The 14119-nt window shown below is 59.3% G+C and carries 14 protein-coding genes; 9 read left to right on the top strand and 5 right to left on the bottom strand.

What is annotated here, in order from left to right:
- Positions 1–18 precede the first annotated feature (18 nt).
- From AC3Y64_RS23740 to AC3Y64_RS23730, 3 genes are read left to right on the top strand one after another with little or no spacing between them, the layout of a single operon-like run.
- Complete coding sequence (locus AC3Y64_RS23740; protein ID WP_489988027.1) at positions 19–1002, top strand: FecCD family ABC transporter permease; 984 nt, start codon at positions 19–21, stop codon at positions 1000–1002.
- Positions 1002–1769 carry a heme ABC transporter ATP-binding protein gene (locus tag AC3Y64_RS23735; RefSeq protein ID WP_489985441.1) on the top strand — a complete coding sequence of 256 codons (768 nt, stop codon included), beginning with the start codon at positions 1002–1004 and terminating at the stop codon, positions 1767–1769. The genes AC3Y64_RS23740 and AC3Y64_RS23735 overlap by 1 nt, the downstream gene beginning before the upstream one ends.
- Before the next feature lie 20 nt (positions 1770–1789).
- A complete protein-coding gene (locus tag AC3Y64_RS23730; protein WP_489985440.1) occupies positions 1790–2641 on the top strand; it encodes a ChaN family lipoprotein in 852 nt (283 codons plus the stop codon).
- 233 nt (positions 2642–2874) lie between these two features.
- On the opposite strand, the gene AC3Y64_RS23725 is transcribed toward AC3Y64_RS23730, so the two are convergent.
- The 4 genes from AC3Y64_RS23725 to AC3Y64_RS23710 all read right to left on the bottom strand — a co-directional run bounded on the left by AC3Y64_RS23725 (position 2875) and on the right by AC3Y64_RS23710 (position 6236).
- Positions 2875–3669: a Crp/Fnr family transcriptional regulator gene (locus tag AC3Y64_RS23725; RefSeq protein ID WP_489985439.1), complete on the bottom strand. Its 795-nt coding sequence runs from the start codon at positions 3667–3669 to the stop codon at positions 2875–2877.
- 15 nt (positions 3670–3684) lie between these two features.
- Positions 3685–3957: a TfoX/Sxy family protein gene (locus AC3Y64_RS23720; RefSeq protein ID WP_003228231.1), complete on the bottom strand. Its 273-nt coding sequence runs from the start codon at positions 3955–3957 to the stop codon at positions 3685–3687.
- 286 nt (positions 3958–4243) lie between these two features.
- On the bottom strand, positions 4244–4588 hold the full coding sequence (locus AC3Y64_RS23715) for a pentapeptide repeat-containing protein (protein ID WP_158956915.1): 345 nt from the start codon (positions 4586–4588) through the stop codon (positions 4244–4246).
- Between the two features lie 91 nt (positions 4589–4679).
- The gene (locus AC3Y64_RS23710) at positions 4680–6236 is read right to left on the bottom strand and encodes a bifunctional aminoglycoside phosphotransferase/ATP-binding protein (RefSeq protein WP_489985438.1); all 1557 of its coding nucleotides are present in this window, start codon (positions 6234–6236) and stop codon (positions 4680–4682) included.
- A gap of 118 nt (positions 6237–6354) precedes the next feature.
- On the opposite strand from AC3Y64_RS23710, the gene mrcB reads away from it, so the two are divergent.
- From mrcB to AC3Y64_RS23695, 3 genes are read left to right on the top strand one after another with little or no spacing between them, the layout of a single operon-like run.
- Entirely contained in the window at positions 6355–8679 is a 2325-nt protein-coding gene (gene mrcB, locus AC3Y64_RS23705) for a penicillin-binding protein 1B (protein ID WP_489985437.1), read from the top strand.
- Between the two features lie 16 nt (positions 8680–8695).
- Complete coding sequence (locus AC3Y64_RS23700; protein ID WP_489985436.1) at positions 8696–9445, top strand: tetratricopeptide repeat protein; 750 nt, start codon at positions 8696–8698, stop codon at positions 9443–9445.
- Positions 9445–9780, top strand: coding sequence for a YqcC family protein (locus AC3Y64_RS23695; RefSeq protein WP_489985435.1), 336 nt, complete (start codon positions 9445–9447; stop codon positions 9778–9780). Before AC3Y64_RS23700 ends, AC3Y64_RS23695 begins: the two co-directional genes overlap by 1 nt.
- 98 nt (positions 9781–9878) lie before the next feature.
- On the opposite strand, the gene AC3Y64_RS23690 is transcribed toward AC3Y64_RS23695, so the two are convergent.
- Positions 9879–10295: a DUF4124 domain-containing protein gene (locus AC3Y64_RS23690; RefSeq protein ID WP_489985434.1), complete on the bottom strand. Its 417-nt coding sequence runs from the start codon at positions 10293–10295 to the stop codon at positions 9879–9881.
- Positions 10296–10693: 398 nt separating this feature from the next.
- On the opposite strand from AC3Y64_RS23690, the gene AC3Y64_RS23685 reads away from it, so the two are divergent.
- Genes AC3Y64_RS23685 through ilvC form a run of 3 tightly spaced genes read left to right on the top strand, consistent with a single transcriptional unit; the run spans position 10694 to position 13977 of the window.
- Positions 10694–12418 (top strand): acetolactate synthase 3 large subunit, encoded by a 1725-nt coding sequence (locus tag AC3Y64_RS23685; protein WP_463555706.1) that lies wholly within the window; start codon positions 10694–10696, stop codon positions 12416–12418.
- 2 nt (positions 12419–12420) lie between these two features.
- Positions 12421–12912 carry an acetolactate synthase small subunit gene (gene ilvN, locus AC3Y64_RS23680; RefSeq protein ID WP_003176102.1) on the top strand — a complete coding sequence of 164 codons (492 nt, stop codon included), beginning with the start codon at positions 12421–12423 and terminating at the stop codon, positions 12910–12912.
- A 48-nt stretch (positions 12913–12960) separates the two neighbouring features.
- Positions 12961–13977 (top strand): ketol-acid reductoisomerase, encoded by a 1017-nt coding sequence (gene ilvC / locus AC3Y64_RS23675; protein ID WP_007909969.1) that lies wholly within the window; start codon positions 12961–12963, stop codon positions 13975–13977.
- The last annotated feature ends 142 nt before the right edge of the window (positions 13978–14119 follow it).

The raw sequence follows: 14119 nt of genomic DNA, 5'->3' as shown, positions 1-14119 counted from the left end.
GGCCTGACGCTTCTGTGTTTGCTGGCGATCTGGCTGTCATTGGCGCTGGGGCCGGTGAGCCTGCCGTTGTTCGATACGTTGCGCGCATTCTTGCGCATGCTCGGCGTGCCGCTGGGGGCGGACGGCCTGGAGCAGGCAGAACTGATCCTCGGGCAGATTCGTCTGCCGCGCACCTTGCTCGGGTTGGCGGTCGGCGGTGTGCTGGCCTTGTCGGGCGTGGCGATGCAGGGTTTGTTTCGTAATCCGCTGGCGGATCCGGGGCTGGTTGGCGTTTCCAGCGGCGCGGCACTTGGGGCGGCGATTGCGATTGTCGGTGGTTCGTTTTTTGGTGGTTTGCCGGAATGGTTCGGGCCCTATCTGTTGTCGGTCTGCGCGTTTCTCGGCGGCCTCGGGGTGACGGCGCTGGTCTATCGACTGGGTCGACGTAACGGCCAGACCAATGTCGCAACCATGCTGCTGGCGGGCATCGCCCTGACCGCGTTGGCCGGTTCGGCAGTCGGCCTGTTCACGTATCTGGCGGACGACGCGACCTTGCGCACGCTGACGTTCTGGAACCTCGGCAGCCTCAATGGCGCCAGTTACTCGCGGCTGTGGCCATTGCTGATCATCAGTGCCGGTGTGGCATTGTGGTTGCCGCGTCGGGCCAAGGCGCTGAATGCCTTGCTGCTCGGCGAATCGGAAGCCGGGCATCTAGGCATCGATGTTGAACGGCTCAAGCGTGAGTTGGTGTTCTGTACGGCGTTGGGTGTCGGCGCAGCGGTGGCCGCAGCGGGGATGATTGGTTTCGTCGGGTTGGTGGTGCCGCATCTGGTGCGGTTGCTGGCTGGCCCGGATCACAAAGTGTTGCTGCCGGCGTCGGTGCTGGCGGGCGCGAGCCTGTTGCTGCTCGCCGATCTGGTCGCGCGTCTGGCGCTGGCCCCGGCGGAACTGCCGATCGGCATTGTGACGGCGTTTATCGGCGCGCCGTTCTTTCTCTATCTGCTGCTGCGAGGGCGTGCCTGATGTTGCGTGCGCAAAATCTACACATCCAGCGCGGCCGCAAAACGGTACTCAGCGGATTGACCCTGCAACTTGAACCGGGCGAAGTGCTCGGTGTGCTGGGGCCGAATGGCGCCGGCAAAAGTACTTTGCTGGGGGCCCTCTGCGGTGAACTGATCGCCAGCGAGGGCGAGATTTCTCTCGAGGGGGAGGCGTTGGCGCGTTGGACGGGCACGCAACGCGCCCAGCGTCTGGCGGTGCTGCCGCAGGTCTCGACTCTGGACTTTGCCTTTCGCGTTGAGGAAGTGGTCGGTATGGGCCGCTTGCCCTATCAAAGCGGCCAGGTGCGTGACGACGAGATTATCGCGGCGGCGTTGGCGGCGGCGGATGCCGGGCATCTGAGCGGTCGCAGTTATCTGGCACTGTCTGGCGGCGAGCGTCAGCGTGTGCACTTGGCGCGAGTCCTGGCGCAACTCTGGCCGGGGGAGGCCGGGCAAACGCTGCTGCTGGATGAGCCAACGTCGATGCTCGATCCGCTGCATCAACACACGACGCTGCAAGCGGTGCGCGAGTTTGCCGATCGCGGCGCGGCAGTGCTGGTGATCCTGCATGATCTGAATCTGGCGGCGCGCTATTGTGATCGCATTCTGCTGCTCGAAGGCGGTCGTCCAGTGGCTCTGGATACGCCGGAGCAAGTGCTGCGGCCGGATACGCTGAAAGCTGTGTTCGGTCTTGAAGTCTTGGTGCAGCCGCACCCGGAGCGTGGGCATCCGCTGATAATCGCCCGCTGATTTTTCATCGAGGTGATTGCATGCGTGGCTTGTGGCTATTAGCAGTGGTGTGGCTCGCGGGGTGTCAGCATGGGGTTGCGCCACCGCCGATCAGTGGCGAGATTCGCGATTTGCGCAACGGCGAGGTGCTGACGGCGCAGCAACTGGTCAATCGGCTTGCTGCGCCTGAGCAAGTGATCATCGGTGAGCAACATGACAATGCCGATCACCACGCCGTGCAGCTGTGGTTGTTGCAGTCCCTCGGTGAGCAACGGCCGCAAGGCAGCCTGTTGCTGGAAATGCTCACGCCGGATCAGCAACCCAAAGTCGATGCCTTGCGCCAGCCATCTTCGCCAACCGCTGATCTTCCCGCTGCTTTGGCTTGGCAGGATGGTTGGGACTGGCATCTTTATGGCCCGATCGTGCGCTACGCCCTCGCGCAGCCTTATCCGTTGCTGGCGGCCAATCTCGAAAACAGCGAAATTCGCGCCATCTATCACCAGCCTCCGGCTCTGAGCGGTTCACGCAGTAACGCGGCGTCGGTGAAAAAAGCGCTGCTGGAACAGATCAGTGATTCCCACTGCGGCTTGCTGCCCGAGTCGCAGATGCCGGCGATGCTCGCGGTTCAGCAACAGCGTGATCGACGTATGGCCGAACGCATGCTGGCGGCGCCCACCCCTTCGATGTTGCTGGCGGGGGCGTGGCATGCGCGCAAGGATGTTGGTGCGCCGCTGCACGTTGTCGATTTGGGCGCCACCCAGGCACCCACGGTGCTGATGTTGGCCGAGCGGGGTGGCGAGGTGACCGCCGCTATGGCCGATTATGTCTGGTACACACCTGCCACGCCGAAGCAGGATTATTGCGAGCAAATGCGCAAACAATTCGGTAAATGACTTTTCCACAGGCAAAAAAAGACCCGGTAAAAAACCGGGTCAAATAACCGTGATTAGCCTGATGAGGAGATAATCTGAGAGTCCGAACCAAGGGCTTTTCAGAATATCGACTGATCTCGCGACCAGTTGTGATAATCATAGCGATTCTCATTACCACGTCAACAACTGTTTTATCATTTCTTGCATTTAGTCTCGGAAATGGCCGCTAGGCCGCGTGAACAAAGGGCTTGGCGTTAACGCTTGTTGGCACTCAACTGACTGACCTGCCTGTTCAACTGGCCGATTCGCCGCGCCATGCTCTCGATCAAGCTATGGGCGATCTTCGGATTTGAACGGGTCATGCTCAAAAATTGATCACCGGGTATCAGCATCACCGTGCTCGCTTCGCGGGCGATCACCGTGGCATTGCGTGGTTCGCCCGTGAACACGGCCATAGCGCCGAAAATCTCGTCCCTGGGCACGTCGCCGACTTTCAGCCCATCGACAAATGCCTCGGCATGTCCTTCGATGATCACAAAGACATGATCGGCGGCGTCACCCTCACGGATCAGGACTTCACCCGCCTCAACGCGTTTGAAGCCATTGGTGCTGCGAAACTCTCGCGGCTTCAGTTCGGCCACGGCATGGGCGAGCAGCGCCATTTGCCCGAGCAGATATTCCAGAAACTGATCCGCTCGGGATGGCTCGGCATACAAATGCTGCAAGACTTCAACGCGCCGATAGGGCAACAGGCGCAATGGCCCCTCACTGCACAAACGGCAGTCGACCCAGGCGTCGCCGCGTTGCAGGCCGATCAAATCGCCCTCCTGCCAATACAGCAGCGGCCGGGAACCGATGCAGCCAGTGACCACGCCTTCGCTGAGCAGAAACAACTGATCATTCGGTAACTGCGCCAGCAGATCATCCGTCGCCTCAACCTCAATCATCGCCCCGCACGGCGCGAGCCCTTCGAGCCACCGTGCAGGCAAGTTCTGCAAACGGTTGATCAATGCGTCGGCGTACGCCGATTGTTCCCCCAGCAAATACATGACGGCAGTGTCCGGTCAGTTCTTGTGACGCGAGGAAATGGCTTCCAGCTGCTTGTTCAACGCGTCTTTGCGTTCGGCGGGGATGTCGTTCCAATGCACATCCATCAGTGCGCCTTCGATCGCATACAACAACACCTTCGATGCGCGAAACCCGCGGGTACGCACGGCCCGGTAGGCGTCCACCGCGCCCAGGCGACGCAAGTCCGAGGCGCTGTGGATGCCCACGGCATGCAGCCATTGCGCCGACGTCTTGCCAAGATTCTTCAGGTGTTGCAGTTCATCATTCATCAAGCCTCCTTGCGACGGCCGAATGGTGCGTGGGCGAGCTTCTCAGGAGTGTAGCCATCAGTAGGAAAAGCGTGGTTCTTTGGTCGGATTCGACGCAAATGCTTCTAAGAAAAGGCGCTTGAGCGGCCTGCGAACGCAGAGGAGGAGGGGGGAACACAAATCAATGTAGGAGTGAGCCTGCTCGCGATAGCGGACTGGCAGGCACACATGTGTTGAATTTTAAACCGCTATCGCGAGCAGGCTCACTCCTACAGGGGAGGCGTTGTGTAAGGGAGCAATCAGACGATCAGCGAGTGCGATAACGCAAACGCGTACCGAAATTCATCGACATCAGAATCTCGTCGGCACTCAACTCCGGCGGAAAGTACGCCCCGGAAATCTGCGCGTGGGCCAGGCTCGCACCTTCCAGCGATGCATTACGGAAATCGATGCCACGCAAATCGGCGGAACGGAAGTACGCGTCCCGGAAATCCACGCCAGCGGCGTTCAGTTCGCGCAGATCGAGACCCCGGAAGTCGCCGCCGACCATATCGATCGGGCCGTCCTGCGGGCGTTCTTTATTGAAACCTGTGATGTCATCTTTGTGCAGCAAGGCATACAGCGGGGAGTCGAGCAGTTTCGGCTGGCTCATGTCAGATCACCTGTTGGTTTTATGACGCCAGTATAGTGCCACTATTTGACGGCCGTGAAGCAAGCGAGGGCTTCACGGCCGAAATAGTTTCTTACAGGCCTGGCAGGCGCTGGCGAATCTGCGCGACCACGGTGTCCAGCGTGCCGGATTCATTGGTCTGAACGCGTTTGCTACGCAGGATTTCTTCCGGTGTCAGCGCTTCGCGGTTGGCTTGCTGCGCTTCGATTACGGCCAGGGTGGCGTCTGACGGATCCTTCTGGTCGGCCTGACGAATCGCCAGCCAGCTCTCGATAACCGCTTGCGGTGCGTTGCAGTCGAGGATCAGAAACGGGGTACCGGTGGCTTCAGCAATTTTCGCGGCGCTGTCACGCTGCTCACGCTTCAAGTAAGTGGCGTCGATCACCACCGGGAAACCGGCGTGCAGGATCACTTCAGCGATTTCATGCAAACGGGCGTAGGTCGCGACGCTGGCGTCAGTGCTATAAATCCCGGCCTGCACGTCGTTGGCGATGGTTTGCTCACCGAACAAACGCTTGCGTTCAACATCGGAGCGCAGGCGAATCGCGCCCAGCGCTTCGACCAGACGCATGGCCACGTGGCTCTTGCCGACAGCGGAAACGCCGTGGGTAATCGCCATGAAGCGCGAAGGAATGGTGCTGTAGCTTTCGGCCAGGTTGGCATAGTTGCGGTACTGACGCAGGGTGGTGGCGCGCTGCACCGGGGTCGCGTCCGCTGGCATGCTGAAGAGGGCAACCTTGGCGCGAACCAATGCGCGGTAGGCTTTATAGAAATTCAGCACTTCCAGGCCTTGATAGTCGCCGGTCAGCTCCAGGTATTGGCTGACGAAGCGGCGTGCCAGGGATTTCAGGCCACGGTCTTCCAGGTCCATCGCGAGGAACCCGGTATCGGCCCAGACGTCAGTAAAACGGAACGGTTCGTTGAATTCGATGCAGTCGAAGATCACCACTTTGCCGTCAATGACCGTGGCGTTGCCCAAGTGGATATCGCCGTGGCATTCACGGGTGAACCCTTCTGTCTTGCGCTGAGCGAACAACGGCTTGAGGCGTTCGAAGCTGCTTTCTGCCCAGGCTTTCAGTGCCTCAAGTTGCAGCAGATCGTTTTTGTCGCTGAGGAACGGCAGGATCTGCTCGAAGTTTTGCGACACCGGCGCCATCACGCTGTCCGGGGTGCCAGCGTCGTGCTCGGCCGGGACCTTCGGCGCACTGAGGTGGAAGCGCGCGATCTGTTCGGCCATCTCGTCGATGTGCTGCGTGGTCAGCTCGCCATTGGCTTGCAGGGTGCTGAGCATGCCGGTCTGCGGGAACTGGCGCATTTTCAGCACATATTCGATCGCCGCGCCGTCGCCGCCCAGTTGCGGCGCTTCGATGCTACCGGTCACTGGCAACACTTCCAGATACAAATCGTCGGTCAGGCGCTGGTTCAGACGCAGCTCTTCAGCGCAGAAATGTGCGCGCGAATCGAGGCCAGTGAAGTCGAGGAAGCCGAAATTGACCGGCTTCTTCACTTTATAAGCAAAGGGGCCGGTGAGGATCACCCACGAGATATGGGTTTCGATGACCTGGAACCCTTCGACGGGGTGCGGGTAGAGGGCCGGGTTTTGCAGGGCAGCGATCAGTGACTGGCTCACGGGCGATCCTTCAGAGACTGGGGGAAATTCGAGGCGGCCATTATGGCTGCTCGCCAGCCTGACGCAAACCTCGGAGCGCTCCTGTTGAGGATGAATAAAGTGCGTATAATCCGCCGCCATGACTCGAACTCGATCTCCCCGTACCAAGAAAAAACCACCCTCCAAGGGCCTGAGCCCGTGGTTGAGCTGGGCCATTAAACTCAGTCTGGTCGGCCTTGTTGTGCTGGCCGGCTTCGCCGTTTACCTCGATGCCGTGGTGCAGGAGAAGTTCTCCGGCAAACGCTGGACCATCCCGGCCAAGGTCTACGCGCGCCCGCTTGAGCTGTTCGTCGGACAGAAGCTCAGCAAGGACGATTTCCTCACCGAACTCGATGCCCTCGGCTATCGCCGCGAAGCCGTGAGCAACGGCCCTGGTGCCGCTGCGGTCAATGGCAATACAGTCGATCTGAATACCCGTGGCTTTCAGTTCTATGAAGGTCTGGAAAAACCGCAGCCAGTGCGCGTGCGTTTCTCCGGCGATTATGTAGCCGAGCTTTCTGCGACCAACGGATCGAAATTGTCCGTGGTGCGCTTGGAGCCGCTGATGATCGGCGGTATTTATCCGAAAAACCTCGAAGACCGCATTCTGATCAAGCTTGATCAGGTGCCGCCGTATCTGCTCGAAACCCTGGTCGCAGTCGAAGACCGCGATTTCTACAGCCATTGGGGCGTGTCGCCGAAGTCGATCGCCCGCGCTGTCTGGGTCAATACCTCGGGCGGCAAGATGACGCAGGGCGGCAGTACGCTGACCCAGCAGTTGGTGAAAAACTTCTACCTGACCAGCGAACGCAGCCTGACCCGCAAGCTCACCGAAGCAATGATGGCGATGCTGCTGGAGCTGCATTACGACAAGAAAGAAATCCTCGAGGCCTACCTCAACGAAGTCTTCGTCGGTCAGGACGGTCAGCGTGCGGTGCACGGTTTCGGTCTGGCCAGCCAGTTCTTCTTCGGTCAACCGTTGTCCGAGCTGAAGCTGCATCAGGTTGCATTGCTGGTCGGCATGGTCAAAGGCCCGTCCTACTACAACCCGCGTCGCAACCCTGAGCGCGCACTGGAGCGACGTAATCTGGTGCTCGATGTGCTCGAGCAGCAAGGCGTGGCGACGACCGAGCAGGTCGAAGCGGCGAAGAAAATGCCGCTGGGCGTGACCACGCGCGGCAAGCTTGCCGACAGCTCGTTCCCGGGCTTCATCGATCTGGTCAAGCGTCAGTTGCGTGAAGACTACCGCGACGAAGACTTGACCGAAGAAGGCCTGCGTATCTTCACCAGTTTCGACCCGATCCTGCAGATGAAAGCCGAGGCGTCGGTCAACGACACCTTCAAACGTCTGGCCGGGCGCAAAGGCTCCGATGATGTGGAAGCGGCGATGGTCGTGACCAACCCGGAAACCGGTGAAGTCCAGGCGATGATCGGCAGCCGTCAGGCCAGTTACGCCGGGTTCAACCGCGCACTGGATGCGGTGCGGCCAATCGGTTCGTTGATCAAGCCTGCGGTTTATCTGACCGCGCTGGAAAAACCGAGCCAGTACACGCTGACCAGTTGGCTGTCGGATGACCCGTTGTCGGTCAAAGGCGCGAATGGTCAGGTGTGGAAACCGCAGAACTATGACCGCCGCTCCCACGGCACCGTGTTTCTTTATCAAGGGCTGGCGCACTCCTATAACCTGTCGACCTCGCGTCTGGGTCTGGAAGTGGGCGTGCCGAATGTGCTCAAGACCTTGGGCCGTCTCGGCGTAACGCGTGAATTCCCGGCGTTCCCGTCGATGTTGCTTGGCGCTGGCGGCATGACCCCGATCGAAGTCGCGACCATGTACCAGACCCTCGCCAATGGTGGTTTCAACACGCCGATGCGCGGGATTCGCAGCGTACTGACCGCCGAGGGCGAGCCGCTCAAGCGTTATCCGTTCCAGATCGAGCAGCGTTTCGATCCGGCGTCCATTTATCTGATCCAGAACGCCATGCAGCGCGTGATGCGTGAAGGGACCGGCAGTTCGGTTTATAACGTGCTGCCCAAGACGCTGACGCTGGCGGGCAAGACCGGTACCAGTAACGATTCCCGTGACAGCTGGTTCGCCGGTTTCAGTCAGGATGTGCTGGCGGTGGTCTGGCTGGGGCGCGACGATAACGGCAAAACGCCGTTCACCGGTGCCACCGGCGCGTTGCAGGTCTGGACCAGTTTCATGCGCAAGGCCGATCCGCTGCCGCTGGACATGCCGCAACCGGACAACGTCGTGCAGGCGTGGGTCGATTCGCGTACCGGGCAGGGCTCCGATGCCAACTGCCCAGGGGCGGTGCAGATGCCGTATATTCGCGGCAGCGAACCGCCACCCGGCGCCTCCTGTGCGGGCGAAACGCCTGCTTCCGGCGAGTCGGTGATGGATTGGGTCAAAGGCTGGATGAATTAAGCAAAGAGGGTTTCAAGTGAACAAGTGGTTGATTCCAGCGGTGACCGCCGTGGCTTTGCTCAGCGGCTGCTCTACCGTACAGCGTGGTTCGATTCCGGTGGTTGACTCCGGTACTGCGGTGTCAAACAGCGAACGTATTTCGGCCAACGGCGGTTTCCGTCAAACGACGGTGAAGCGTCCGGCGCAGGCCCAGACTCAGGCCATTCCGCAGGGTGATACTGTCGTGGTGGTGATGGTGCCGGGCGGCGGTGCTGCGGTGTCGACACCGATCAGCTCTTCTCCAATCGTGCCGGGCCCGGCGTCCGGCGGTATCACGTCGGGGCCGTATACGCCGTCGCCGGTTGAGTCGGCTCCGGTCAATTCCGGCAGCTACAGCATGCCTTCGACGCCGAGCGGTATTCCATCGGCCAGCAGCGGCGGTGGCTTGTCGGCGGACGAGCAACTGGACGGCCCGGTACTCGCCTTGCTGACCACGGCTCAACAGCAACAGGCTGGCGGCGACCTCAATGGCGCGTCGTCGAGCCTGGAGCGTGCCCAGCGTGTCGCTCCGCGTGAGCCGCAAGTGCTTTATCGTCTGGCGCAAGTGCGCATGGCGCAAGGTGATGCGCCGCAGGCCGAGCAGTTCGCTCGCCGCGCGCTGACCATGGCCAACGGTCGTCCTGACCTGCAGGCCAACCTGTGGGAAGTCATCGCTCAGGCCCGCGAGAAACAAGGGGATTCCGCCGGCGCCACACTGGCCCGTCAGAAGGCCAAGGTCTCGCTGTGATGGATGCTCGTTTCCCGAAAATCGCCGATCAGTTGCTATTGATCGAGCGTGAACTGCGCACTCAGGGTTGGTGGGACGCAGTTCCGCCGTCAGCCGAAGCCCTGAGCAGTGTCGAGCCGTTTTCGGTCGATACGCTGGACTTCGAGCAGTGGCTGCAATGGATCTTCCTGCCGCGCATGAAGATGATTCTTGAGCAGGATCTGCCGTTGCCGAATGCCTCGGGTATTCAGGAAATGGCCGAAATGGTCTTCGCCCAGCGCAACCTGGGTGGCAAGGATCGTCGGCTTCAGGTACTGCTCAAAGAGTTTGATCTGCTGATCACTGCCTCGCGTTAATACCGATTCCGTGTAGGCGCTGCCGCAGGCTGCGATCTTTTGATTTTGTTTAAAAGCAAGATCAAAAGATCGCAGCCTGCGGCAGCTCCTACAGATCTCTATTCGCAGTTCTGCGCAATCTGTTTCTGCGCCTCGACAATGCGCTCCTGCCGCTGCGCATCGTCCAACCGGCGCAACTGTCCCTCCACTTCTTCTCTCAAGCGCGGATTGTTCTGCAATTGCGCAAGGTTCGTCCGTGCCTGTTCGCAAAACTGCTTGAGCTGCGTCTGTTGGTCCGCAACCTGTTTCTTGACCTTGTCATCGATAGCCTTCTGATCACCGACTGCGCCGCTGCCCGGTATTGCCGCCGGTTTCGGCGGGGGCGAGGAGGGCGTCTGCACGGTGGTCGATGGTTGACCTTGTGGCGGCTGCGCATCGAAATGCGTGACGCCTTGGGCATCAACCCATTTGTAGATTTGAGCGGCCATACACCACGGGCTGAGGCCGATCAGCAGAGTAAGGAGGAGCGTTCGCATGCTGAATCCTTGGCAAAAGTGCGCAATTGACACTAACAGAGTAGCGGTTTTCAGGTTTTTTCTTGCGTTCTCATGTGCTTACCCACAATTAACTACATAGACGGCTTGACTTGGAGAGGGCGAAACAGAAGAATCCAAAGTCCGCTGTAGAGGGACTGCCAGAAGCAGACCCACTCGGTAGATCATGAGGCGCATATCCGCGCCGACCTGTTACACCCGCAACGCGTTACCTCGCGCTGGGTGGGAAAGGCCCGCAACACTGGGACGATCCCAATACTTGCTCAGTCAGTGCTGACGTAGTCGGCGACCACCGTCGCTCATGCTCTGCCGAGAAGTAAACCTATTAAGACCCGCCCCTTTTTTGTGGACGGTATTCTGGCGTTTTAGAGGTGAACAACGTGGAGCTTTTATCTGGCGGTGAGATGCTCGTCCGCTTTTTGCGTGACGAAGGCGTCAAATATATCTACGGGTACCCGGGTGGTGCTCTCCTGCATGTTTACGATGCCCTGTTCAAAGAACCGGAAGTGAATCACATCCTGGTTCGTCACGAACAAGCGGCGACCCATATGGCTGACGGCTACGCCCGTGCCACCGGTAAAGCCGGCGTGGTTTTGGTGACTTCCGGTCCAGGCGCCACAAACGCCATCACCGGTATCGCCACGGCCTATATGGACTCGATTCCAATGGTGATCATTTCCGGTCAGGTGCCTAGCACCATGGTCGGCACCGACGCGTTCCAGGAAACCGACATGATCGGTATCTCCCGGCCGATCGTGAAGCACAGCTTCATGATCAAGCACGCCTCGGAAATCCCGGAAGTCATGAAGAAGGCCTTCTACCTGGCGCAATCCGGTCGTCCGGGCCCGGTCGTGGTCGATATTCCGAAAGACATGACCAACCCGGCCGAGAAGTTCGAATACATCTTCCCGAAAAAAGCCAAGCTGCGTTCCTACAGCCCGGCCGTTCGCGGTCACTCCGGGCAAATCCGCAAGGCAGCAGAGATGCTTCTGGCGGCCAAGCGCCCAGTGCTGTATTCCGGCGGCGGCGTAATCCTGGGCAACGGATCCGCACCGCTGACCGAACTGGCAAAAATGCTCAACCTGCCCGTGACCAACACGTTGATGGGCCTGGGTGGTTTCCCTGGCACTGATCGTCAGTTCATCGGCATGCTCGGCATGCACGGCAGCTACACCGCCAACCTGGCGATGCACCATGCTGACGTGATCCTGGCTGTCGGCGCGCGTTTCGACGATCGCGTGATCAACGGCGCGGCGAAGTTCTGCCCTAACGCCAAGATCATCCACATCGACATCGACCCGGCTTCGATTTCCAAGACCATCAAGGCCGACGTGCCTATCGTTGGGCCGGTTGAGAGCGTCCTGACCGAAATGGTCGCGATCCTCAAGGAAATCGGCGAGACCCCGAACAAGGAGTCCGTGGCCAGTTGGTGGAAGCAGGTTGATGAATGGCGCGGTGATCGCGGCCTGTTCCCTTACGAAAAGGGCGACGGCAGCAAGATCAAACCGCAGACCGTGATCGAAACCCTCTGCGAAGTGACCAAGGGCGACGCCTTTATCACTTCCGACGTGGGCCAGCACCAGATGTTCGCGGCGCAGTACTACACGTTCAACAAGCCGAATCGCTGGATCAACTCCGGTGGTCTGGGCACCATGGGCTTCGGTTTCCCGGCGGCCATGGGCATCAAGTTGAGCTTCCCGGATGATGACGTTGCCTGCGTGACCGGCGAAGGCAGCATCCAGATGAACATCCAGGAACTGTCGACCTGCCTGCAATATGGCTTGCCTGTGAAAATCGTCATCCTGAACAACGGTGTTCTGGGGATGGTTCGCCAGTGGCAGGACATGAGCTATGGCAGCCGTCACTCGCACTCCTACATGGAATCGCTGCCTGACTTCGTCAAGTTGGCTGAAGCCTACGGCCACGTCGGCGTTCGCATCACCGAATCGAAAGATCTGAAGTCGAAGATGGCAGAAGCGTTCGCCATGAAGGATCGTCTGGTGATCATCGACGTATCAGTCGACACCAGCGAGCACGTCTATCCGATGCAGATCAAAGACGGCTCCATGCGCGATATGTGGCTGAGCAAGACGGAGCGTACTTAATCATGCGGCACATTATTTCCTTGCTTCTGGAAAACGAACCCGGCGCTTTGTCTCGCGTAGTCGGCCTGTTCTCGCAGCGCAACTACAACATCGAAAGCCTGACCGTGGCCCCGACCGAAGACCCGACCCTGTCGCGTCTGACGCTGACCACCGTTGGCCACGATGAAGTCATCGAGCAGATCACCAAAAACCTGAACAAGCTGATCGAAGTGGTCAAGCTGGTGGACCTGTCGGAAAGCGCTCACATCGAGCGCGAACTGATGCTGGTCAAGGTCAAGGCCACTGGCGCCCAGCGCGCCGAGATCAAACGCACCACCGATATTTACCGTGGACAGATCGTCGACGTCAGCGCCAGCGTGTATACCGTTCAACTGACCGGTACCAGCGACAAGCTCGACAGCTTCATTCAGTCCATCGGCACCGCATCGATTCTGGAAACCGTCCGTAGTGGCGTGACCGGTATTGCCCGCGGCGACAAAGTACTCAGCATCTAAACCAAATTAGCGAATGGCCTGAACGGCCTGGATATATAGGGGAAATTCATGAAAGTTTTCTACGATAAAGACTGCGACCTGTCGATCATCCAGGGCAAGAAAGTTGCCATCATCGGTTACGGTTCCCAGGGCCATGCCCAAGCGTGCAACCTGAAAGATTCCGGTGTCGACGTTACCGTTGGTCTGCGTAAAGGTTCGGCCACTGTTGCCAAAGCTGAAGCTCACGGCCTGAAAGTGACCGACGTTGCTTCCGCTGTTGCGGCTGCCGACCTGGTCATGATCCTGACCCCGGACGAGTTCCAGTCCTCGCTGTACAAGAACGAAATCGAGCCGAACATCAAGAAAGGCGCGACTCTGGCCTTCTCCCACGGCTTCGCGATCCACTACAACCAGGTTGTTCCGCGCGCCGACCTCGACGTGATCATGATCGCGCCGAAAGCCCCGGGCCACACCGTACGCTCCGAGTTCGTGAAAGGCGGCGGTATCCCTGACCTGATCGCGATCTACCAGGACGCCTCGGGCAACGCCAAAAACGTTGCACTGTCCTACGCTGCTGGCGTTGGTGGCGGTCGTACCGGCATCATCGAAACCACCTTCAAGGACGAGACTGAAACCGACCTGTTCGGCGAACAAGCCGTTCTGTGCGGCGGTACCGTTGAGCTGGTTAAAGCCGGTTTCGAAACCCTGGTTGAAGCTGGCTACGCGCCGGAAATGGCCTACTTCGAATGCCTGCACGAACTGAAGCTGATCGTTGACCTCATGTACGAAGGCGGTATCGCCAACATGAACTACTCGATCTCCAACAACGCCGAATACGGCGAGTACGTGACTGGCCCGGAAGTGATCAACGCCGAATCCCGTCAGGCCATGCGCAACGCCCTGAAACGTATTCAGGACGGCGAATACGCCAAAATGTTCATCAGCGAAGGCGCAACCGGCTACCCTTCGATGACCGCCAAGCGTCGTAACAACGCCGCTCACGGCATCGAAGTCATCGGCGAGCAACTGCGCTCCATGATGCCGTGGATCGGTGCCAACAAGATCGTCGACAAAGCCAAAAACTAAGTCGTCGTTCCTTGTACGAAAAACGCGGCCTCGGCCGCGTTTTTTCGTTTGAGCCGGTGGTTCTGGTATAAAGCTGCAGCGTTTGTGGCCGAACTGTCGTCCTCAAGCACCTGTCGAAATTTCTCCAAACCGTTGCAAGGTA

The sequence above is a fragment of the Pseudomonas sp. 4CAES_32.4 genome, assembly GCF_058136335.1.
The sequence above is the reverse complement of the archived record's forward strand: the minus strand, read 5'-3'. Positions and strand labels throughout refer to the sequence as shown.

What these genes read in the sequence shown, in the direction of transcription:
- AC3Y64_RS23735 (WP_489985441.1), top strand. Translation starts at nt 1,002, where the DNA reads ATGTTGCGTGCGCAAAATCTACACATCCAGCGCGGCCGCAAAACGGTA.
- AC3Y64_RS23730 (WP_489985440.1), top strand. Translation starts at nt 1,790, where the DNA reads ATGCGTGGCTTGTGGCTATTAGCAGTGGTGTGGCTCGCGGGGTGTCAG.
- AC3Y64_RS23725 (WP_489985439.1), bottom strand. Translation starts at nt 3,669, where the DNA reads ATGTATTTGCTGGGGGAACAATCGGCGTACGCCGACGCATTGATCAAC.
- AC3Y64_RS23720 (WP_003228231.1), bottom strand. Translation starts at nt 3,957, where the DNA reads ATGAATGATGAACTGCAACACCTGAAGAATCTTGGCAAGACGTCGGCG.
- AC3Y64_RS23715 (WP_158956915.1), bottom strand. Translation starts at nt 4,588, where the DNA reads ATGAGCCAGCCGAAACTGCTCGACTCCCCGCTGTATGCCTTGCTGCAC.
- mrcB (WP_489985437.1), top strand. Translation starts at nt 6,355, where the DNA reads ATGACTCGAACTCGATCTCCCCGTACCAAGAAAAAACCACCCTCCAAG.
- AC3Y64_RS23695 (WP_489985435.1), top strand. Translation starts at nt 9,445, where the DNA reads ATGGATGCTCGTTTCCCGAAAATCGCCGATCAGTTGCTATTGATCGAG.
- AC3Y64_RS23690 (WP_489985434.1), bottom strand. Translation starts at nt 10,295, where the DNA reads ATGCGAACGCTCCTCCTTACTCTGCTGATCGGCCTCAGCCCGTGGTGT.
- ilvN (WP_003176102.1), top strand. Translation starts at nt 12,421, where the DNA reads ATGCGGCACATTATTTCCTTGCTTCTGGAAAACGAACCCGGCGCTTTG.
- ilvC (WP_007909969.1), top strand. Translation starts at nt 12,961, where the DNA reads ATGAAAGTTTTCTACGATAAAGACTGCGACCTGTCGATCATCCAGGGC.